Origin of the sequence: Allorhizobium undicola ORS 992 = ATCC 700741, assembly GCF_000621665.1 — a bacterium.
GTDB classification, from domain to species: Bacteria; Pseudomonadota; Alphaproteobacteria; order Rhizobiales; family Rhizobiaceae; genus Allorhizobium; species Allorhizobium undicola.
Window position 1 is genome coordinate 134,922 of the sequence record NZ_JHXQ01000007.1, and the last position, 19,810, is coordinate 154,731.

18 protein-coding genes are annotated in these 19,810 nt (G+C 59.3%); 11 read left to right on the forward strand and 7 right to left on the reverse strand.

What is annotated here, in order from left to right; genetic code table 11:
• The first annotated feature begins 26 nt into the window (after positions 1-26).
• Genes T424_RS0110025 through T424_RS0110050 form a run of 6 tightly spaced genes read left to right on the forward strand, consistent with a single transcriptional unit; the run spans position 27 to position 8,203 of the window.
• Positions 27-2,546: a hypothetical protein gene (locus T424_RS0110025; RefSeq protein ID WP_027487602.1), complete on the forward strand. Its 2,520-nt coding sequence runs from the start codon at positions 27-29 to the stop codon at positions 2,544-2,546.
• A gap of 11 nt (positions 2,547-2,557) precedes the next feature.
• Complete coding sequence (gene bglB / locus T424_RS0110030; RefSeq protein ID WP_027487603.1) at positions 2,558-3,640, forward strand: beta-galactosidase BglB; 1,083 nt, start codon at positions 2,558-2,560, stop codon at positions 3,638-3,640.
• A gap of 6 nt (positions 3,641-3,646) precedes the next feature.
• Positions 3,647-4,975, forward strand: coding sequence for a polygalacturonase PglB (gene pglB / locus T424_RS0110035; RefSeq protein WP_027487604.1), 1,329 nt, complete (start codon positions 3,647-3,649; stop codon positions 4,973-4,975).
• A gap of 16 nt (positions 4,976-4,991) precedes the next feature.
• Positions 4,992-6,164, forward strand: coding sequence for an ABC transporter ATP-binding protein (locus T424_RS0110040; RefSeq protein WP_027487605.1), 1,173 nt, complete (start codon positions 4,992-4,994; stop codon positions 6,162-6,164).
• Positions 6,154-7,146, forward strand: coding sequence for a carbohydrate ABC transporter permease (locus T424_RS0110045; RefSeq protein ID WP_027487606.1), 993 nt, complete (start codon positions 6,154-6,156; stop codon positions 7,144-7,146). Before T424_RS0110040 ends, T424_RS0110045 begins: the two co-directional genes overlap by 11 nt.
• Before the next feature lies 1 nt (position 7,147).
• Positions 7,148-8,203, forward strand: a complete 1,056-nt coding sequence (locus tag T424_RS0110050; protein WP_027487607.1) for a carbohydrate ABC transporter permease — start codon at positions 7,148-7,150, stop codon at positions 8,201-8,203.
• Here the strand turns inward: T424_RS0110050 and T424_RS0110055 are convergent, their stop codons facing one another.
• Positions 8,204-9,247 (reverse strand): LacI family DNA-binding transcriptional regulator, encoded by a 1,044-nt coding sequence (locus T424_RS0110055; protein WP_027487608.1) that lies wholly within the window; start codon positions 9,245-9,247, stop codon positions 8,204-8,206.
• Between the two features lie 168 nt (positions 9,248-9,415).
• Positions 9,416-9,892, reverse strand: a complete 477-nt coding sequence (locus T424_RS0110060; protein WP_027487609.1) for an Lrp/AsnC family transcriptional regulator — start codon at positions 9,890-9,892, stop codon at positions 9,416-9,418.
• 234 nt (positions 9,893-10,126) lie between these two features.
• On the opposite strand from T424_RS0110060, the gene T424_RS0110065 reads away from it, so the two are divergent.
• Positions 10,127-11,452 carry an NAD(P)/FAD-dependent oxidoreductase gene (locus T424_RS0110065; RefSeq protein WP_027487610.1) on the forward strand — a complete coding sequence of 442 codons (1,326 nt, stop codon included), beginning with the start codon at positions 10,127-10,129 and terminating at the stop codon, positions 11,450-11,452.
• Between the two features lie 347 nt (positions 11,453-11,799).
• Here T424_RS0110065 and T424_RS0110075 read toward each other — a convergent pair whose 3' ends face one another.
• Together T424_RS0110075 and T424_RS0110080 are read right to left on the reverse strand one after the other, a co-directional pair.
• The gene (locus tag T424_RS0110075; RefSeq protein ID WP_027487612.1) at positions 11,800-12,270 is read right to left on the reverse strand and encodes a DUF6691 family protein; all 471 of its coding nucleotides are present in this window, start codon (positions 12,268-12,270) and stop codon (positions 11,800-11,802) included.
• A 9-nt stretch (positions 12,271-12,279) separates the two neighbouring features.
• On the reverse strand, positions 12,280-12,690 hold the full coding sequence (locus T424_RS0110080) for a YeeE/YedE family protein (RefSeq protein WP_027487613.1): 411 nt from the start codon (positions 12,688-12,690) through the stop codon (positions 12,280-12,282).
• A 346-nt stretch (positions 12,691-13,036) separates the two neighbouring features.
• On the opposite strand from T424_RS0110080, the gene T424_RS20725 reads away from it, so the two are divergent.
• On the forward strand, positions 13,037-13,429 hold the full coding sequence (locus tag T424_RS20725) for an ArsR/SmtB family transcription factor (protein WP_084268468.1): 393 nt from the start codon (positions 13,037-13,039) through the stop codon (positions 13,427-13,429).
• 151 nt (positions 13,430-13,580) lie between these two features.
• Here T424_RS20725 and T424_RS0110090 read toward each other — a convergent pair whose 3' ends face one another.
• Together T424_RS0110090 and T424_RS0110095 are read right to left on the reverse strand one after the other, a co-directional pair.
• Positions 13,581-14,846: a CmpA/NrtA family ABC transporter substrate-binding protein gene (locus T424_RS0110090; RefSeq protein ID WP_027487614.1), complete on the reverse strand. Its 1,266-nt coding sequence runs from the start codon at positions 14,844-14,846 to the stop codon at positions 13,581-13,583.
• A gap of 21 nt (positions 14,847-14,867) precedes the next feature.
• Positions 14,868-15,455: an ANTAR domain-containing response regulator gene (locus T424_RS0110095; protein WP_027487615.1), complete on the reverse strand. Its 588-nt coding sequence runs from the start codon at positions 15,453-15,455 to the stop codon at positions 14,868-14,870.
• A gap of 592 nt (positions 15,456-16,047) precedes the next feature.
• Between T424_RS0110095 and T424_RS0110100 the strand changes: the two genes are divergently transcribed.
• Positions 16,048-16,791 carry a pentapeptide repeat-containing protein gene (locus T424_RS0110100; RefSeq protein ID WP_407921390.1) on the forward strand — a complete coding sequence of 248 codons (744 nt, stop codon included), beginning with the start codon at positions 16,048-16,050 and terminating at the stop codon, positions 16,789-16,791.
• Between the two features lie 89 nt (positions 16,792-16,880).
• Here the strand turns inward: T424_RS0110100 and T424_RS0110105 are convergent, their stop codons facing one another.
• Entirely contained in the window at positions 16,881-17,903 is a 1,023-nt protein-coding gene (locus T424_RS0110105; protein ID WP_027487617.1) for an AraC family transcriptional regulator, read from the reverse strand.
• A 182-nt stretch (positions 17,904-18,085) separates the two neighbouring features.
• On the opposite strand from T424_RS0110105, the gene T424_RS0110115 reads away from it, so the two are divergent.
• Positions 18,086-19,522 carry an APC family permease gene (locus T424_RS0110115; RefSeq protein ID WP_027487618.1) on the forward strand — a complete coding sequence of 479 codons (1,437 nt, stop codon included), beginning with the start codon at positions 18,086-18,088 and terminating at the stop codon, positions 19,520-19,522.
• Positions 19,519-19,710, forward strand: a complete 192-nt coding sequence (locus tag T424_RS0110120) for a hypothetical protein (protein ID WP_027487619.1) — start codon at positions 19,519-19,521, stop codon at positions 19,708-19,710. The genes T424_RS0110115 and T424_RS0110120 overlap by 4 nt, the downstream gene beginning before the upstream one ends.
• The last annotated feature ends 100 nt before the right edge of the window (positions 19,711-19,810 follow it).

Sequence of the window (19,810 nt, forward strand, 5' to 3'; positions counted from 1 at the left end):
AATTTCATGATCGAGGGAGGCGTTGCATGAGTGCCTTCTCTACCTGCACGGCGGCCGGACCTGCCCGTCCGCTCTATCGCGTGCAGCGTGGCGAGACGGTCACAGCCTGGATGGTGTCGGGGCTGGTCGCCACGCCATTTCCCGGCGTCGCCGCCCCTGCCGAGGATCGGGTTCGCTATCGTTTCATCAATGGTTTCGTGGATGTGGGCGATCTGCCTTGCCGCAAGGCCTTCTGGTCGAGCATGGTGGGGCGGCACATTTTGCCTGAACGGGAATGGCCGCTGGGGCATGTCAATCTGCCGGGAAGCAATCGCCGGGTGGAGTTCACCCATTTCTGGCATGTGCCGACCCATGTGCGGCGCTGGCTGTCGGGTTGTTTCGTTTCATCGGTGCGCCGGCGTGTTCGTTTCCGTCTGTCCACCTGCGGCGGGGTTCGCATCTGGGTGAATGGCGAGGAGCAGGTGCGCTTCGAGCCTTTTCAGCGCAACCGTGCCTCCGAGATCGAGGTCTCGATTTTGCTTCAATCGGGAGACAACGAAATCCTGCTGCATAGTGAAGACCTCGCCGAACGGGATACAGTCTGGTTTTTCGAACTGGAGCTTCTCGATGAGGAGCCGCTCACGGTTGTTTTGCCAGTTGCCATGGACCAGCAGGAGGCCGAAAGGCTTGAAGCCCTCGTGCGGGATCTGCGACCCTCGCGGGATGTTTTCGTTGGCGAGCCTTTGACGCTCGTCTTCGATGCGCCAGCCTATCGGGATCTGCCGGTTTCGGTTGAAATCTTCAGCCATGGTCATGACCATGCGGTGCTGGCGCGGGAAAAGTTGAGCCTCAAGGCAGGAGAAACCCGCCTTGCCGTGCCGCATCCGCCATTGCCGGATGGCTATCATGGCGTGACCGTGACGGTGGGGGAGGGCGAGGCCTTTGCCCGCCGCAGCATCGATGCCGCCTTTATGGCAAGCCTTGCGGCAAGGCCTGCCCCAGCCTTGCTGGAGGATCGCAAGGCGGAGGCGTTGCGCTTTGCCGCCCGCCATGGCGCACCGCGTATTGGCCGTCTTCTGGCCATGGCTGCCAGCGGTGACGTGGAACAGCAGGCATTTGCCGACATTATGGAGGCAACGCTTGCCTCCATCGACCGGCGTGACGATTGCTCCGATTTCATCATGGTGCCGCTGCTCTGGCTGGTCATGGCTTATCCGGAGACGATTGCTCCGCCGATGATGGCCCGCATTCGCCACTCGGTGTTGAATTATCGCTATTGGGTGGATGAGCCCGGCAATGATGCCATGTGGTTCTGGAGCGAGAACCACGTTCTCTGCTTCCATACCAGCCAGTTGCTGGCGGGGCTCTGGCTGCCGGAGGCGGTGTTTACTGCCTCAGGCCGCAGGGGAAGCGAGCAGGCAGCGCTTGCCGCCAGCCGTCTTGGCCTGTGGTTCGATGCCGTCGAGCCGCACGGATTGGCGGAGTGGAATTCGGCAGCCTATTACCCCATAGACTTCATTGGTCTTCTGGCGATCGAGCATTGGGCAGACAAGACGCTTGCTGGCCGCGCACGTCACTTGCTCGATCTGATTTTCGAGATGGTGGCACTGCATACGCTTGGCGGCGTGCCTGCCGGGTCGCAGGGGCGCTCTTACGACAAGGACTTGCGTGCCGGGCCGCTGACCGAGCTTGCGCCCTTCGCCTGGGTGGCCGCCGGACAGGGCTGGTTGAATGGCGGCGTTGCCTCGCTGCCGATGTTTGCCGCCAGCCGGTATCGTCCGCCCGAAAGGGTGACGGCCTTTGCCGATCTGAAGCCCGGCCGCGCCATCGAGGCGCGTTATACCCAGGGTCTCGAGGCCGCTCACCTCGTGCTTTTCAAGAATGAGGCTGCGCAGCTTTCCACGGTCGTCGATCACAAGACGGGAAAGCCCGGCCACCAGCAGCATGTGCTGGATATTCGCCTTGCAGGACATCCCATGGCGAGACTGTGGGTCAACCATCCCGGAGAGGACGATCCCTGGGGCTCGCAGCGCCCGTCCTACTGGGCTGGCAACGGTATATTGCCACGGGTGGCGCAGCATTGCGATCTGGCCCTCTACATTGCCGATGTTGCCGGTGCCCGTCTTCCCTGGACCCATGCCTATGCCGGGCGGGACGGAATGGACGAGATTTTTCTCGAAGGTGATTGGCTTTTCACCCGTTCGGGCCGTGGCTTTGCCGCCCTCTTTGCCGCCAACGGGCTGGAGGCTGTTGAAAAGGGCGCAACCGCAGGCAGGGAGTTTCGCTCTTCCGGTCCGGTTTGCGGCTGGGCGGCGGTGGTCGGCTCCGGCGATCAAGCCGCCTTCCGGCAGTTTGTCAGCCGCGTGCAGCTGACGGAAACCTGCTTCGAGCCGGAGATAAAGCGATTGACGCTGATCCCGCCGGGCCGGGATGCGGTAAGCCTTGCCTATGATGGCGCCTTGCTGATTGGCGGCGTTCCACAGCCCTTTTCGCATTTCCAGCCAGAGCCGCAGATGACCTATGACAGCGAATTGGCCGGCTTTGCCATTCCACCCTTTTTCGCATGACGGACAGTTCCATGAAGAATGCAAACATCGACAGGCAGGGCCTTCGCAAGACCATTGACGAGGTGGCGGCGGCCTTCAGCCGCCTGAAGGGCATCAAGGAGGGGTTGGGCAGCGAAAGTGCTTCCGGCATCCAGTTCGACGAATGGGACTGGGAGGTGGGCGTGGGTCTTTATGGCTTCCTGCGCCGCGCCATTGCCGCCGATGACAGAAAGGCCCTTGCCGATCTGGTGGACTGGTATGCCATGCAGATTGCCCGTGGCCTGCCGCCGCGCCAGATCAACAGCACCGCCCCCATGTTGCCGCTTGCCATTCTCATCCGCCATGTGGACCGTCCGGATTTTCGCGCGCTTGTGGAGGATTGGGCAGACTGGCTGGTGCATCACCTGCCGAAAACCGAGGATGGCGGCTTTCAGCATGTGGTGAAGGAGCGCCTGAACGAGGGCGAGCTTTGGGACGATACGCTGTTCATGGCAGCCCTCTTCCTGGCGCAGGCCGGTGTGGTGTTCAAGCGCAAGGATTGGGTGGATGAGGCCGTCTATCAGTTCCTCGTCCATGCCCGTTACCTCTCCGATCCGGTTACGGGGCTCTGGTATCACGGCTGGACCTTTCTTGGACGGCATAACTTTGCCCGCGCCTTCTGGGCGCGGGGCAATGCGTGGATAACGGTTGCCATTCCGGAGCTTTTCGCCATCGTGCCGGATCTTGCCGGCAAGGACCGCCGGTTCCTGGCCAATCTGCTGAAAAGCCAGGTGCGCGCGCTCAAGCAATTCCAGCGGCAGGATGGTCTTTTCCATACGCTGCTGGACGACCCCACCTCGCCGACCGAAACGTCGGCGACGGCAGGCATTGCCTATGGCATTTTGCGCGGGATAGAGGCAGGCATTCTCGATGCATCCGACAAGGCTCACGCCGATCTCGCCCTTGCCGCCGTGCTTGGGCAGATCGATGCGCAGGGCGTGGTGCATGGCGTTTCCGACGGCACGCCCATGGGGCATGATCTCGATTTCTACCGCCGCATTCCGAACCTGCCCACCCCTTACGGTCAGGCGCTGGCCATGCTGCTGTTGATTGACGTGATGATGAAGACATCTTGAAAGACCATGCCGATGACAAGAAAGATCGCCCCCCACGACGGGGATAACACCGCCGCCATTCAGGATGCCATCCATGCCGTCAGCACTGGCGGCGGCGGAGTGGTCGTGCTGGAGGCAGGTCTTCACAGTGTCCGGGGCTTGACCCTTGCTTCCGGGGTCAATCTGGTGATTGGCAAGGGCGCGGTGTTGCGGCCCGTGACGGACTATGAAGCCTATGCCGAAACATGCGTCGATGTGATCGCCGAAAAGTCCGACCGCGCCATGATCGTGGCGCGTGGTGCTCAGAACGTCTCCTTGACCGGTGACGGCGTGATCGAAGCAGGCGGCGAAGGCTTCATCATTGGCAATGACGAGGCGGTCGGCACCTTCATTCCGGCAGAATTGCGCCCCCGCGTGCTGGTGATGGAACATTGCCGCAATGTGCGCGTCAGCGGCGTGACGGTGAAGGATTCGCCGATGTGGACGCTGCATTTCGTCAATTGCGATAATTTGCATGTTTCCCATGTCACGGTTGAAAATAATCGCCGCCTGCCCAACACCGATGGCATGGTGCTGGATGCCTGCCGACAGGCGGTGGTGGAGCATTGCAGGATCGCCACCGCCGATGACGGCATCTGCCTGAAAACCAGCGCCGGGCCGGATGGCAAGGCCATCGGCACCTGCGAGAATGTGGTGGTTCGTCATTGCAACGTGTCCAGCCTGAGTTGCGCTCTCAAGCTTGGTACGGAAAGCCATGGCGATTTCACCAATATCGTCTTCGAGGATTGCAAGGTGCTGGACTCCAATCGCGGGCTTGGGATTTTCTCGCGCGATGGCGGGCGGGTGTCGAATGTCCGCTTCTCGCGGATCGCGGTGGATTGCCGCGAAACGCCGGATGGTTTCTGGGGCTCCGGCGAGGCGCTGACGGTGACGGTGGTGGACCGTCGCCCGGAAAAGCAGGCCGGCGCGGTCGTCAATCTGCTGGTGGAGGATGTAACGGGCGTGATGGAGGGGGCAATCACCGCCATTTCGGCCTCTGCCGCCGGTATCCACAATCTCACGCTTTCGCGGGTGAGGGTCACGCAGCGTCCCGGCGCACTCGGCACGGGTCAGCGTTACGATCTGCGGCCGACCAATGCCGATCTTGCCGTCCAGCCGGATGAAGCGGGCCGGGCCAATGCCTACAGGCGCGGTGCCGATGGCCGGATCATCGGCCTTGAGGATTATCCGGGCGGTCTGCCGGGGCTTTATGCGCAGGGCGTGCAGGGCATGACGCTGGTGGAGGTGGAGATCGACCGGCCAGAACCATTGCCCATGGGCTGGAACAGCCAGACGCTGCTGATGGCAGCGGAATAAGTGGCGGGAGGAGGAGATGGGAGCGCTGAAACTCACCGCATTGAACAAGTCTTTCGGGGCTGTCGCGGTATTGCACGATATTCAACTTGAGATTGCCGATGGAGAATTCGTGGTCTTCGTGGGGCCGTCCGGCTGCGGCAAGTCCACGCTGCTCAGGATCATTGCCGGGCTGGAGGACATTACCTCCGGGGGCATCGAGATTGGCGGACGCGACGTGGCAGCGCTTTCGCCTGCCGAGCGCAAGATTGCCATGGTCTTCCAGTCCTATGCACTCTATCCGCATATGAGCGTGCGCAAGAATCTGGCCTTTGGGCTGGAAAATCTGCGATTTAAAAAGGCGGAAATCGACAAGCGTATCGCCGAAGCGGCCCGGATGCTGGCCATTGAGCCCTATCTTGACCGCAAGCCCCGCCAACTTTCCGGTGGGCAGCGACAGCGCGTGGCCATTGGCCGGGCGATTGTGCGCGAACCGGAAATCTTCCTGTTTGACGAACCGCTCTCCAACCTCGATGCCGCATTGCGTGTGCAGACCCGCGCCGAGATCACCAGATTGCATCGCAATATCAAGACAACGATGATCTATGTGACCCACGATCAGGTGGAGGCCATGACCATGGCCGACAAGATCGTGGTGCTGAGGGCGGGCCGTATCGAACAGGTGGGCACGCCGCTCGAGCTTTTCGACCGGCCGCGCAATCTCTTCGTGGCAGGCTTTCTCGGCTCGCCGCGCATGAACATTCTCACGGGCAGGGTGGAGGAGGCCAGGGGCGGCGAGGCACTTATCCGGGTCGCCTCCGGCGCTGTCCTTGCGGCAAAGGTCGATCCGGGCAGCGTCGCGGCTGGTCAGCCTGTACTGATTGGCATCCGCCCTGCCCATTTCGTGCTGGCGCAGGCGGGCCTGCCCTTCATTGTCGATTATTACGAGAGCCTTGGCACCGAAACCTATCTCTACGGTCATCTGGAGCATTTTCAGGAAAAGCGGGAACCGGCTCTCCTTGCGGAAAGGCCTCAAGACAAAGATACCAGCCATTCCGGCAAGAGCGCGCAGATCATCATTCACCGCCCCGGCCATTTCGCGCCAGAGCCTGGAAGCCGCCTGACGGTGATGCCGGAGGCGGGCCGGGTCCATGTCTTCGATCCGGCGAGCGAGCTTTGCCTCTCCAGCGGAGGGACCGTCCATGGCTGTTGATCCCGTTGAAATGGCAGGCCGCGCCGTGGAAAGCGTGATGCGGCTGGTGGAGTGGCCTCTGGGGTGGCTGGAAAGGCTGATGGGCCGCAAGCACATGCCCTACCTGTTTCTGGCGCCCAATCTCATCCTCTTCGGCATTTTCACCTTTCTGCCAATTGCCATTTCCATCGGCTATGCCTTTACCGGCGGCACGGGGCTTTTCGTGACGGATCGGCCCTTTGTCGGGCTCGATAATTTCCGGCAGCTTCTGAACTGTCAGGATTACATGCAGCCCGGCACCTGCCAGGAATCGCTGTTCTGGATCGCCATCTGGAATACACTGTGGTTCGTCGCCTTCAACGTCACCGCCACATTGCTGGTGGCGTTGACGACGGCGCTCATTCTCAACCGGGCCATTGCGGGACGCGGCTTTTTCCGCGCCATGTTCTTTTATCCGGTGCTGCTCTCGCCGGTGGTCATCGGGCTGATATGGAAATGGTTTCTCGACCGTAACGGCCTGCTCAATGCGTTTTTGCAAATGCTGGGCGTGCCGCCGGAGATCTTTCTGCTTGAAGTGGGCTGGTCGCGTTTCTTCGTGGTGGTGGTGTCGGTCTGGTGCCATATGGGCTTTTACACGCTGATCCTGCTGGCGGGACTTCAGGCAATTCCGAAGGACCTCTACGAAGCGGCCGCCATCGATGCCGCCTCGCCGCGCCGGATGCTGTTGCGTATCACCTTGCCGCTGCTTGCCCCCAATCTGCTGGTGGTGCTGATCCTGCTGATGATCCGCTCCGTGCAGGTGTTCGACGAGGCCTGGGTGCTGACCAATGGCGGCGGCCCCGGCACGGCCAACAGCTTCATCGTGCAATATATCTATCAGGTGGCTTTCGGCGGCGATCTTCGCCTGTTCGGCCTTGCCTCGGCGGCATCGGTGCTGATGGGCGCCGTGCTGCTGGTGCTGACGCTGATCCAGCTTCGGCTTGGCCAGAAGATGGAGCAATGACATGGCCAATCTCAATGCAATCGCTTTTTTCACCCGTACCCGTCGTCCCGGCCGTGTCGGATTGACGGACCTCCTCTCCTGGGCATGGCTCATTCTGGGGACGCTCGCCGTGCTGGTGCCGGTCGTCTGGGCGGGGCTCTCCTCGCTGAAGCCGGAGGCGGAAATCACCCGTTTCCCACCGGGCTTTCTGCCAAAAACAACCCGTGAAGTGGTGGTTGCAGGCTATGACAAGCCGTTATCGCTCTTTCGGCTCGATGTGAATGGCGAGACGAAGGACATGGCGATGATCCGCCGAATAGGGCTGAAAGCGCAGCTTGTCGATCCGCAAAATCCGGGTCCGCCGGTCAGCGCCAATGTCAGGGATCTTGCGCCGGTCCAGCGGCTGACCATCGCCACGCAGAACTATTCCGATCCGCTGACGCGCTTCGATTTCCTGACATTTCTGAAAAACTCCGTTTTCGTCACTGTCGTCGCCACGCTGCTGACGCTCATCATCAACGCCATGGCCGCTTTTGCGCTGTCGAAATACCGCTTTCGCGGCGACAAGGCGATTTTCGTGCTGATCATTTCCACGCTGATGATTCCGCTGACGGTGGTGATGGTGCCTGCCTATCTGGTGATTGTCGGCGTCGGGCTGGTCGATAATCTCTGGGGCGTAATCGTGCCAACCCTTGCCACGCCCACCGGCGTCTTTCTGCTGCGGCAATATATGCTGACCATTCCGGATGAGTTAATCGAGGCGGCCCGTGTCGATGCCGCCAGCGAGTTTCGGATTTTCTGGCGCATCATCCTGCCGCTCAGCGCACCGGCGCTGGCGGTGCTGGCCATCTTCTCGGTGCTGTGGCGCTGGAATGACTTTCTGTGGCCGCTGATCGTACTCAGCAGCCGGGAAAACTTTACCCTGCAAGTCGGGCTGAATGCCTTTCAGGGAGAGTTCTCCGTGCAATGGCACTATATCCTGGCCATGACCTTTCTCAGCCTCGCCCCGGTCACGGCGGTTTTTCTTTTTCTGCAAAAATTTATCACCACCGGCATTGCAGGCACGGGCATGAAGTAATCACGCGCGCGGCGATGAAAGGCTGCCGCGGATCACCATGCGGCAGCCAAGTTCCAGCCGGTGGGCAGGCCGCAGGGGATCGTTGGCGATCAGCCGCTGCTCGATCATGTCAAGCGCCGCCGCCCCGAGCCTTTCGGTTGGCAGGTGCATGGTGGAAAGCGGCGGAACCGTGAACTCACCGGGCATGATGTCATCGAAGCCAAGCACCGACATATCTTCGGGCACGCGAATGCCAAGATCCTTCAGGGCCTTGAGGCAGCCGAAGGCCAGATTGTCGGCGGCACAGAAAATCGCCGTTGCGCCGCGCAGGCTGCGGTCTTCGGCAAAAACGGCCCGGATTGCCTTTTCGCCGGCCATCGGCTCGAAGCCTTCCGCCTCGACAATCATGTCGAGAGGGGCGGCAAGGCCTGCCAGAAGGTGGGCGTCGATGAAACCGTCCTGACGCCTGCGAATGGTGGTTCGCCCGGCCCCCCACGTCAGATGAAGAATGCGGCGATGCCCGAGGGAAAGGAGATGTTCCGTGGCCGCGCGTGCTCCAAAGCGGTTTTCGCCCGTCACCGTGTCGAGTTTCATGGACGGGTCTTCCCCGTTCAGCAACACCACCGGCAGGGCAAGCTGCGCCAGCGCGCGCGTCAGCTCCGGCCGGTCTTCATTCAGCACGACGATGGCATCGACATTTTCCGCCTTTGCCAGGCGTTTGATGTCCTGCGCGTCGATGCGCGTTGTTTCGCTGACAAGGGGCACGAGGCGAATGGCGCGGCGTTCGCATTCCTGGCGCAAGCCGTTCAGGATCGTCCAGCTCACGAGGTTGATGTCGCTGCGCGGGGCGGCATCGTGATTGACCGCCAAAAGCAGGGACCGCAGCGAGGCGATCGTGGCTTTGCTGCGTCGCTTTTCCAGGTAGCCGAGCTGGCGGGCGGCGGTCAATATACGGTCGCGCACGTCCTGCGTTAGCGGAGCCGTGCCGTTCAGCGCGTGCGACGCCGTACTGAGCGATACGCCCGCCGCCTCCGCCACGTCTTTCAGCCCAACCTTGCCCTTCACGTCCGCTCCTTCCGCTCTCCCGCCGACTATAGAGACTCAACCAGAATTGGAACGCAAAGCAGTTGCTTAGAGCATAATCCAACCGGAGTGAAACGCGGATCGACAAGATTATGCTTCGAAAAGACAATCTTAGAGCTCCGATCTCATTCAATCAGGTCGAAACGCGCTCTAAGCGCTGAAAAGGCTGGTGAGAGGCATGTGATTCTTGACGATGGGAGATTTCAGCACCACGAAGCTGAAATATTTGTCGATACCGATGTCCATATCGGTCAGCCGCTCCATGATGGTCTGATATTCGCCAATGCCTGCGGTGACGAATTTCAACATGTAGTCATAACCGCCCGAAACCAGATGGCACTCGATAACCTGATCCACTTTTTCCACGGCGGCCAAAAAGCGGGCGAAGTCGATCTGCCGGTGATTCTTCAGGGTGATTTCGGTAAAAACCGTCAGCGTCTGGCCAAGTTTGCTGACATTGATCTGTGCGGAATAGCCCTCGATATAGCCCTCGGCCTGCAATTTCTTAACCCGCATCAAACAAGGGCTGGGCGAAAGATTGACCAGCTCCGCCAGTTCCACATTGGTGATGCGGCCATTCTTCTGCAATTCGTGAAGGATCTTGATGTCGATACGGTCGAGCGTCATGGACGGTCCATTCCTGGCAGGCAAGGCGGCACAAATTCGTTTTCACAAAGCAGCATATTATGCTGAAATGTGCGGTTTCAACTGTTTCCGAAGGCTAATGCTAATCGCTTTCCATGGCAATCGGGCCACTTAAATGGAATGGAGAAACAGCAGGAAATGCCGTTTATCGCAGATTTGCAGAGATCAAACCTCGACGTTCGCGCATAGAATGGCGGTGGTTTCAGGAGATTTATCATGCGTGTGCCGTTGATGAGAATTGAAAGCTCGCCAAGCCTGCCGCAAAGCGCGGATGTGGTGGTGGTTGGCGGGGGGATCGTCGGCACCTGCACGGCCTATTATCTCGCGATGCGCGGGGTAAAAGTTGCACTCGTGGAGAAGGGCTTCATCGGTGCCGAGCAATCCAGCCGCAATTGGGGCTGGTGCCGTCAGCAGAACCGGGATGCCCGTGAACTGCCCATGGCCACGAAAAGCCTCGATCTGTGGGAGGCCATGGCCGGTGAGATTGGCGAAAGCGTCGGATTCAGGCGCTGCGGTCTGCTTTATCTCTCCAATGACGAGGCCGAGATCGCCGGCTGGGCGAAATGGCGTGATTTTGCGGCAAGTGTTGGCGTCACCACCCATGTTCTTTCTGCGCAGGAGGCCTCTGAGCATGGACGCGCCACGGCGAGGAACTGGCGGGGCGGCGTGTTTTCGCCAAGCGACGGCATTGCCGATCCGCAGCGTGCCGCGCCGGTCATCGCGCGCGGCATCATGAAATTTGGCGGCACCGTCCATCAGCGATGCGCTGCACGCGGCATCGAAACCGCTGCGGGCCGGGTATGCGGGGTCATCACGGAAAAGGGCACGATCAAGACCCCGGTTGTGGTCATGGCCGGAGGAGCCTGGGCGTCATCTTTCTGCCACCAACTCGGTATGCGCTTTCCGCAATCGTCGGTGCGATCCTCCATTCTGGCCGTTGACGCTGGGGCGCAGGGCATTCCCGATGCGCTGCATACGGCGCGGGTTTCCATCACGAGGCGGGGTTCGGGCGGCTATACGCTGGCAATCAGCGGGCGGGCAAGCGTAGACCCAACCGCGCAAAACATGCGGTTCGGCAAGACTTTTCTCCCGATGTTCCTGCGTCGATGGAAAAGCCTGAAGCCCGGAACGCTGGAAGGGTTGCGCAGTGGCCATGAAAGCCTCGCCCGTTGGAAGCTGGACGATGTGACACCCATGGAGAAAAACCGTGTGCTTGATCCGCGTCCGGATATGACGCTGATCGGCGAGACCCATCGCCGTGCCATGGAATTGCTGCCGGGGCTGAAGGGAGCAAAAATTGCCGCCAACTGGGCCGGTTATATCGACAGCACGCCCGATGGCGTGCCCGCCGTCGGTGAAATGCCCGGTCTGCCCGGCTTTATTCTGGCGGCGGGCTTCAGCGGTCATGGCTTTGGTATCGGGCCAGGGGCCGGGCACATGATAGCCGACATGATCACCGGCCAAACGCCCATTGTCGATACCCATGATTATCGTCCGGAACGCCTGGAAGGATCGGCATGGGGCAAGGTCGCAGCCTTTTGAAGGGACCGTGCCTATATGCGCTACGCGCATAGCGCATGGCTGGCTTGCGAAAAACTGCCTCGTTTTTGTGCGTAGATCATGTATAACAAAATCATCGAAGCGATGCTCCTCCTCCCGCAAAGCTTCGAAAGCAGGAAAGCTTCTCCTCCTCCCAAAGCTTTCCAGCGGGAACGGCAACACTCCTCCTCCCAGTTGCCGTTCGGTTCTTTTCGGAAAGCCTGCCGCACCTCCTCCCGCGGCAGGCTTTTTCGTTTCCGGCGTTTGGCCGGAAGCCTGTCTATTTTCCCGAAACTACTGCATAATTCCTTAAACCGGAATCGATTTAAGGTGAAAATTATGCAGCAGATTTAAAGTGTTACAGCGTCCTTTGTGCGTTTGTTAACACGCACGGCGTTGTATCGGGCTATTTTCGAAAAAAGCCGAAAAAGCAGAATTCCCGCCACCATGGCCATGAAGAACACGATGGCTTCCCAGCGCCCGGTGGAAAGAGCCGCGATTGCCGGGCCGGGGCATAGTCCGACAAGTCCCCATCCAAGCCCGAAGATGGCTGCTCCGCCAATCAGCCTCCGGTCTATCACCGTCGATTGCGGAATGTGGAACCCCTCCTCCAGGAGGGGGCGTTGCAGGTGGCTGCGCAGCCGGTAAGCCAGTATGGATGGCGTCAGCGCGGCGACGAGGACGAAGGCGAGAGAGGGATCCCAATTTTCATTGAGGGTCAGGAAGCCGAGCACCTTTTGCGGGTTCATCATGCCTGAAAGCGCGAGACCGGCCCCGAAGAGCCCACCGCAGAAAAGGCTGGCAGCAAGGTTGGCAATGATGCGCATCAGCTAGGCTCGCAGAAAAGTGTGAACCACGAAAACCGTGGCGAACGCGACGGCCATGAAGCATATCACGGCGGCGAATGAGCGGCGCGAAAAGCGGCCAAGACCGCAAACGCCATGGCCGCTGGTGCAGCCGGAGCCAAGCCGTGTGCCAAAGCCCACGAGCAAGCCGCCAGCAATCAGCATGGGAATTGAGCCTGTAATCTCCCAATCATCAAGCCCGTTCACCTGCTGAAAAAACCAGGCGCCTGCGAAAATTCCAATCACGAACAGGCTCGCGCGGGGTGACAGATTCAATGCCTGATCCGCAAGCCCGGAAACGCCCGCAATACGCCCATGCAAGAGCAGAAACAGCGCTGCGGAAAAACCGATCAGCAGGCCGCCGCCCACAGCTGAAAGCACCGAAAAATGTGACATGGTGTTGACCGTTTTTTTGATTCAACCTCTGCGATAGATCGGCGCATTTTCGTCCTTTGCCGTGATTCTGGCTATAGCGCTGGAAAAACAAAATCTACCGTTCCTGAACCGGCTTAAAGATGTATATTTAAAAAGTCAAATATATGGAGGCTGTTTCGCTGTAGTACCAATTATGGGTTGTGTTCGGAGCGGGCAATTTCAAGAAATTGCTATTTAAAAACAAAAAACTAGCTGGTATTTTGATTTCTATTAAAATTAAGATGCATTATGATCTAACAGAAGGCTGCAACGTTCCCGTTTTAGGATCTTCGACCGCGCCTTTTAAGGATGACAAGCAGGAATGATGATGACGTATAGGCAAACGGCAGGCTTTGGCGACATGGAACAGATGGGGATTCCGGTTGGTGTTTTGATCCATCGGGCGCCGCAGGCTGCCGAATTCTTGCGGCAGTTTTCCAATGCCAACCGTCTGGTGCTGCTTTGTCAAATTGCGTCAGGCGAGGCCTCTGTCGGGGAGATTCAGGATGCGCTTGGTATAAAGCAGCCAGGGCTGTCGCAACAGCTCAAGGAGCTGCGCCAGGCGGGGCTGGTCAAGACGCGCCGCCACGGCACCACGATTTATTATTCCATCGCCGATGGCCGCGTCGCAATGATGATGAATGCCCTTCATGGAATGTTCTGCGAGGACGTGCCGCCCGGTTCGCTGGAAACGCCTGAGCTGGCGGAAGAGCGGGAATAGGGCATAATCCGATCCGGGCAAAGCGGGGATCGACAAGATTAAAGCATGTCGCGCAAAAGTGTGCAGCGGTTTTGCGATAACGACATGCGACAAAACAATGACGTAAAGCGTCAGGAGCGAATCTGAAAGATCGCGACACGCTTGTCGCTGTCTAATCGTGCCCCGCGATTGAGCCGGGATTTGCCCGTACGGAAAAGCCTTCCACATACGTTTCGATTGCCGCGGGATCGAAGATGTGACCGTCGATGAAGCGGTCCTCTACTGTTGCGCCTTCGCGGCGCAGATCCTGCGTCGCCATGGTGTCGGGAAGGTTCAGGGCCTGCCGGTAGAGATCGGGCCGATAGGCTGCCGCTGCGGTTCTTTGAGCTGTCGGGCTGAACTGTGCCTGTCCCCAGCGGATCATCTGGCTGTAAATCCACAGGGCCTGGCTGGGGCGCGGATAATTGGCGTTTTCGGCATGAAAGCGGAAATAATGGGCAACGACCCGGCGATTGCCCTCAGCATTGAGGTTGAACTGGCCTTCCAGAACATGCCTTATGATGTCTCGCGGTGCGCCGATGAAGCGTTCCTCGGCCAAAAGCATGGCAAGCTCGTCGTGGTGCGCGGGGTCGTCGCACCAGCGCGCCGCCTTGTCCAGCGCCACGATCAACCGCAGCACCGTGTCCTCGTTTTCCGCCGTCCATTCCGGGCGCAGGCCTATGACTTTCTCCGGCGCCGAGGGCCAGATGTCCTGCTTGATGGCGACGATACGGCCTACCCCGCGTTGCGATGCCACCATATTCCATGGCGCGCCAACGCAAAAGCCGTCAATGGCGCCCGCCGCAAGGGCATCGGATGTGAGCGGGGGCGGGACGACGACGAGTTTCACGTCACGATCGGGATCGATGCCGCCTGCCGCCAGCCAGTAGCGAAACTCGTAATTATGTGAGGAGAAAGGATAGGTCACGCCGAGTGCCAGCGGGTTCTGCCCGCTTTCATGCCGCTGCCGGACAAGCTGCGCCAGCGTCCTGGCCAGGCCCAATGCATCGCGCGGGTTTGCGTTTTCCGAAAGCTCCGCCATTTGCCGGTAAAGCTTGACTGACAAGGTAATGGCATTGCCCCCTTGGCCAAGAGAAAACGGTGTGATGGTGGGGGACGGATTGGAGCCAAGCCCCAGCATGGCTGCTACAGGCATGGGCGATAGCATGTGGGCGATGTCGAATTGCCGGAAGGCCAGCCGGTCGCGCACATTGGCCCAGGAAACCTCCTTGACCAGATCTATGGCAAGGCCTTCGGCCGCGGCAAAGCCGATTTCGGCGGCAACAAGCAGCACGGAGGCATCGACGAGGGGAATGAAGCCCGCGCGCAGATGGCGAAGCTCCGGCATCACGCGGGCCGGCGCGGCGAGAGGGGGTGGTGGCAGCTTTTCTTCGGTCATGGTCCGCGTCCTCTGCCCCCGCTACATCAAAAGCCCGGCGGCGGTGACAACGCTCTGGGCAATCTCCGCCAGCTTCTTCTTTTCGTTCATTGCCGTTTGCCGCATGAGTGTGAAGGCTTCCTCTTCTGAAAGGCAGCGCATCTTCATTAAAATGCCCTTGGCGCGTTCAATCACCTTGCGGTCTTCAAGCGCCGTGCGTGCTTGCGCCAGTTCCGTCTGCAATTTCTCGAAGGCGCGGAAGCGGATGACGGCCATATCGAGGATCGGCTTGACGCGCTCCTTTTTCAGGCCATCGACGATATAGGCCGAAACGCCGGCCTCCACCGCCGCGGCGATGGATTGGGTATCGGCCCGATCCACGAACATGGCAATGGGGCGGCTGATACTGCGCGAAAGCTGGAAGAGATGCTCCAGCATATCCCTGTCGGGGTTTTCCAGGTCGATGATGATGACGTCCGGCGCGCTGCTTTCGATGATCCGGGCAATTCCCTTTACCGTGTGAACAATGGTGACATGGCTATGCCCTGCCTCCCGCAGGCCCTCCTCGATGATGGAGGCGCGGATGGCATTTTCATCGATTACCAGAATTTTCAATTCGTCATGGGTCACGGTCATCAGGTAGAGCATTTCCGGGAAAAGTGGAACCCGGTTTTCCGTCCGCAATCCCATGATAAATCATCAATTTGGGTGCCGTTTGCGGTTCTTGCCCCGGCCTTCTGTTTTCGCGACTGCATAATGCCTTGGATCGGAATCGATTTGGGATAAAATTATACAGTAAATAGAGTGCGTTACAGTGTCCCTTGTTCGTTTGGTAAAAAGCAGGGCGCTGAAATTTTCACCCGAGAGAAATTCCGGCGAATACGGGTTCACCTGCATTGCTCTATCGTCTTGTTTCGGCGCATTTGCGGACGCAAAACCAATTACACTTTTGCTGTAAATGATCTAGGGTGTGTGTGGATTCGACGTTGGGTGAGGCGAAAACGGTGATTTGCGAGAACCGGAGCGGAGTGTACTTAATGTACATGAGCCCAGGTAAGCGCAGAAAATTGCCGTTTGCAGCCCGCCCAACGTTAAATACCCACACACCCTAAACCGATTCCGGTTTCAGGCGTTATGCGTTAAGTTGCACAAGTCCTGTATCTGGCGATTGGCGAGGTAACAGAAGAGGCAGCTTGAAGTTCATGGAGAGGGGAGTGGATGAATGGCGCGAGTGCACAGTCCGGCCGAGGATAACAGACGGTCGAAAGTCGCTCACATGATCGGTTTTGCCGCATTTCTGCTTGGGCTGGGGATTTCGTCCTTGAGCACTGGCCCCGCCATGGCGGGAGATTGCTCCAGCGGGCCAACGGCAAAGGTGGACTGGTCCGAGTGCCGCAAACGTCAATTGATGCTGGGGGGGAGCCAGCTTGACAACGCCAATCTCTATGATGCCGATCTGAGCGCCACCGACCTATCCAATTCCAGCCTGCGGGAATCGAACCTTGAAAAGGCTACGCTGATCCGCGCTTCTCTGGCCAATGCCCGCGCTGAAGGCGCGCGCTTTGACCGGATCGAAGCCTACCGCGCGGAAATGGGAAGACTGGCTGCCGACGGGGCAAGCTTCGTTGCTGCCGAGATGCAAAGGGTCAACCTTGCAGGCGCCAGCCTTGTGACGGCAGATTTCACCAAAGCGGAACTGGGACGGGCCAATTTCGACAAGGCTGACATTTCCGGAGCGCGGTTCCGGCTGGCCAACCTGTCTCGCGCCGTGCTGAACAATGCGGTGGTAAAGCAACCCATTGCCTTCGAAGAGGCATTCATGTTCCGAACCCGGATAGAAGGGGTCGATCTTTCGTCCTCCACGGGATTGGAGCAGGATCAGATAAATCTGGCCTGCGGCGACAGCCGCACACGCCTGCCGCCCGGCCTTAACGCGCCGTCCAACTGGCCGTGCCCGGCAGATTGAGGAGCAGTGTGCGGGTGATGAAGTGCTCTTACTTCTTGTTTCGGCGCATTTCCGGACGCAAAATCGACTACACTTTTGCTGGAAATGCTCTAACTCCGGTTTTCCTTTTCCTGCCAGCGGCGCCTTGCGCGCCACAATGCCGTTGAATCGGCATAGCCGGCGGATTGGGCGGCGCGTTTGTGACTGCTGCCCTGTTGCGACAGATGCAGTTCGGCAATGACCTGACGGTGTTCCTGAAGCAGGTCGCGCAAACTCGTGCCTTCCTCGCTCAGCTTGCGCTGGAGCGTGCGAGCAGAAAGGTTGAGATCGGCCGCGACAGAGGCAAGGGTGATTGTTTTGTGTCCCAGTGAAATGGCAATGAGCGCTTTGACTTTCCCGGTCAGGCTCTTGGAATGGCCGTCTGCCTGAACGAGATCGCCGATATGGCGTTCCAGAACACTTAAAAGTGCCGTATCTTCCAGACGATGGCATTTTTCGGCCTGATTGCGCTCTGTCACCAGTCGATTGCAGGGCTGATCGAACAGGAGGGGTGCGCGAAACAGGGACTGAAGCGCCCTCACGTCACGTGGCGCGCAATGCTCGAAATGCACTTCCAGCGGCCTCCAGCCCGGCGAAAAGCAGCTGCGGACAAGCTGGCAACTGGCTGCCATGGTAAACTCGCTTTCCTGGCGGCGTGGCCATAAGGCCGGATCGGCCAGATCATAGGTCCAGATGAGACGGTCGCCATCCTCGATCAGGCCGGTATTGGTTCCTCCCTGGATGCCATTGACATATTTTGACAGTTTCTCCAGCCCATTGCGAATGCTGGCTGAAAGAGCAAAGACCATGCCCGTGGGGCCGGCATCTGCGGGCCGGAAGGCAAAACCCAGCCGGGCACCGAAGCAGGGATCGCGGACAAGCAGGGCCGCCTCTTCGAAGAAAGCGACATAACGCGACATCGGCACCAGTGCGTAAGGATCTTGCAGCTGGCTGCGCATGATGCCGTGGCTGGCCATCAGCAGATCGGTTTTGCCGGTCATGGCATCAAGCCTCTGCACGATCGGCAACAGGACAGAGGCGCGAATGGACGCAATTGGCGGCATTGCGCTGCCTAAACTGGTTGCACTTGCCATTTAATCCGTCTCCAGCTCCGGTGTTGGCGTGAAGGATCGAAACATTGGCGCAACAAGCAATTTCAGTGCCATCCAATCCCGAACATGATTGATGAAAATCAACCGGAAGGCGGTCTCGCGAGCCGTTTTCATAACAAAGAGCTGGAACGTCCGGTTTGCCGGCCGTGCCAGGAGGGGTTTTCATGACATCACAAACCGGCCTTTCCTCCGAGGGCAAGCTGTCGAAAAATTCCGTCGGCCTTGCTCATATCGTTTTCTTCGTCGTGGCTGCCGCAGCACCGCTGACGGCGGTCGTCGGCGCCACGCCGGCGGCCTTCGCCTTCGGCAATGGCGCGGGTGTTCCGGGGGCCTTCGTGCTGTCCGGTGCGCTTTATCTGCTGTTTGCCGTGGGTTTTGCCACCATGAGCCGTTATGTCGGCAGTGCGGGTGGCTTTTACACCTATATCGCCCAGGGACTGGGCAAGCCTGCCGCCATTGGCGGGGCGATGATGGCGCTGGTGGCCTATAGCGCCATCCAGCTCGCCGTCTACGGGCTGTTCGGGGTTTTCATGGTGGGAGCCATGCAGCCCCTGGGTATCGAGGCGCCATGGTTCGTCTGGTCTTTCGTGCTGCTTGCCATCGTTCTGGTTTGCGGTCAGCGCAATATCGCCTTTTCCGGCGCCATTCTCGGGGTCTGCATGATTGGCGAGATCGTCATCCTGCTGCTGCTGGATCTCGCCATTCTGCACCACGGCAGCGCAGGCGGTTTCAGCCTGTCCTCTTTCACGCCGTCGGTCGTATTCCAGCCCGGTCTCGGCGTGGCGCTGGTCTTCGTTCTCGGCTCTTTCATCGGCTTCGAGGCAACGACGATTTTCGGTGAAGAGGCGGAAAATCCCGACAGGACCATTCCGCGCGCGACCTATCTGGCCGTGATCCTGATTACCGGCTTCTACGCCTTTTCCACCTGGGCCATCGTGCAATATTACGGTGCGGATAAGGTGCAGGAAGCTGCCGCCGGCAATATCGAAGGCTTTTATTTCCAGGCTGCCGAAACCCTGCTGGGGAGCTGGTCGGTGCAGGCCATGAATGTGCTGCTGATTACCAGCCTGTTTGCCTGTGTCCTGTCTTTCCATAACACCATCAACCGCTATTTCTTCGCTCTCGGGCGGGAAGGCGTCATTCTGCGGGCGCTCGGCGCCGTTCATGCCCGTCACGGTTCGCCGCATGTGGCAGGTCTCGTGCAAAGCGGTCTTGCCGCGATCGTCCTGGGGCTTTTCGTAGCCGCAGGGGCCGATCCTTATGCCGTGGTCTTTTCCTGGATGGCGGCGCTTTCTGTCATCGGCATTCTGGCGGTACAGATCATGGTGTGCCTTGCGGTCGTGATGTTCTTTCGCAAGATGGAAAATCGACCGGATGTCTGGAAGGTGCTGGTGGCGCCGCTTGTCTCCCTGATCGGGCTTGCGGGCGGACTGCTTCTGGTGATCGGCAACCTCTCGCTTCTGGCCGGTTCCGACAGCATGATTGTCCAGGCCTTTCCCTATCTCATGCTGCTGGTCGGTCTGGTTGGTGCGGCTTTCGCTCTTCAGATCAAGGGGTCGCGTCCGGAGCTTTATGCCGCGCTTGGAAAGGCATTCGAATGACGACGCTTCGCCACCTTTCGCAAGAACGGCTTTTGAGCCTGCTTCTTCCGTTGCTCTGCGTTGCAACGCTTACCGTTGCCATCGAGACCCACCGGCTTTGCGATTTCTTCTGCGTGCACGAGGCCCTGTCGGCAGAGACCCCGATGCCTGCGGACATCTGCTCCAGCAGTACGATGCGAACGCGCTGAATAGCTCCACCATCGAGCGCTCCTGCGGGGCGCCCTTTCATCCATTCTCTTCAAACACGGTCCGCATTTTTTGCGACCCTCCTGCTCAGGACATGTAAAC

Excerpts from the sequence above, each read along its gene's own strand:
- T424_RS20725 (WP_084268468.1), top strand. The coding sequence starts at position 13,037 with ATGACGTATAGGCAAACGGCAGGCTTTGGCGACATGGAACAGATGGGG.
- T424_RS0110105 (WP_027487617.1), bottom strand. The coding sequence starts at position 17,903 with ATGGCAAGTGCAACCAGTTTAGGCAGCGCAATGCCGCCAATTGCGTCC.
- T424_RS0110040 (WP_027487605.1), top strand. The coding sequence starts at position 4,992 with ATGGGAGCGCTGAAACTCACCGCATTGAACAAGTCTTTCGGGGCTGTC.
- T424_RS0110045 (WP_027487606.1), top strand. The coding sequence starts at position 6,154 with ATGGCTGTTGATCCCGTTGAAATGGCAGGCCGCGCCGTGGAAAGCGTG.
- T424_RS0110090 (WP_027487614.1), bottom strand. The coding sequence starts at position 14,846 with ATGACCGAAGAAAAGCTGCCACCACCCCCTCTCGCCGCGCCGGCCCGC.
- T424_RS0110120 (WP_027487619.1), top strand. The coding sequence starts at position 19,519 with ATGACGACGCTTCGCCACCTTTCGCAAGAACGGCTTTTGAGCCTGCTT.
- T424_RS0110100 (WP_407921390.1), top strand. The coding sequence starts at position 16,048 with ATGGCGCGAGTGCACAGTCCGGCCGAGGATAACAGACGGTCGAAAGTC.
- bglB (WP_027487603.1), top strand. The coding sequence starts at position 2,558 with ATGAAGAATGCAAACATCGACAGGCAGGGCCTTCGCAAGACCATTGAC.
- T424_RS0110065 (WP_027487610.1), top strand. The coding sequence starts at position 10,127 with ATGCGTGTGCCGTTGATGAGAATTGAAAGCTCGCCAAGCCTGCCGCAA.
- pglB (WP_027487604.1), top strand. The coding sequence starts at position 3,647 with ATGCCGATGACAAGAAAGATCGCCCCCCACGACGGGGATAACACCGCC.
- T424_RS0110060 (WP_027487609.1), bottom strand. The coding sequence starts at position 9,892 with ATGACGCTCGACCGTATCGACATCAAGATCCTTCACGAATTGCAGAAG.
- T424_RS0110025 (WP_027487602.1), top strand. The coding sequence starts at position 27 with ATGAGTGCCTTCTCTACCTGCACGGCGGCCGGACCTGCCCGTCCGCTC.
- T424_RS0110080 (WP_027487613.1), bottom strand. The coding sequence starts at position 12,690 with ATGTCACATTTTTCGGTGCTTTCAGCTGTGGGCGGCGGCCTGCTGATC.
- T424_RS0110115 (WP_027487618.1), top strand. The coding sequence starts at position 18,086 with ATGACATCACAAACCGGCCTTTCCTCCGAGGGCAAGCTGTCGAAAAAT.
- T424_RS0110050 (WP_027487607.1), top strand. The coding sequence starts at position 7,148 with ATGGCCAATCTCAATGCAATCGCTTTTTTCACCCGTACCCGTCGTCCC.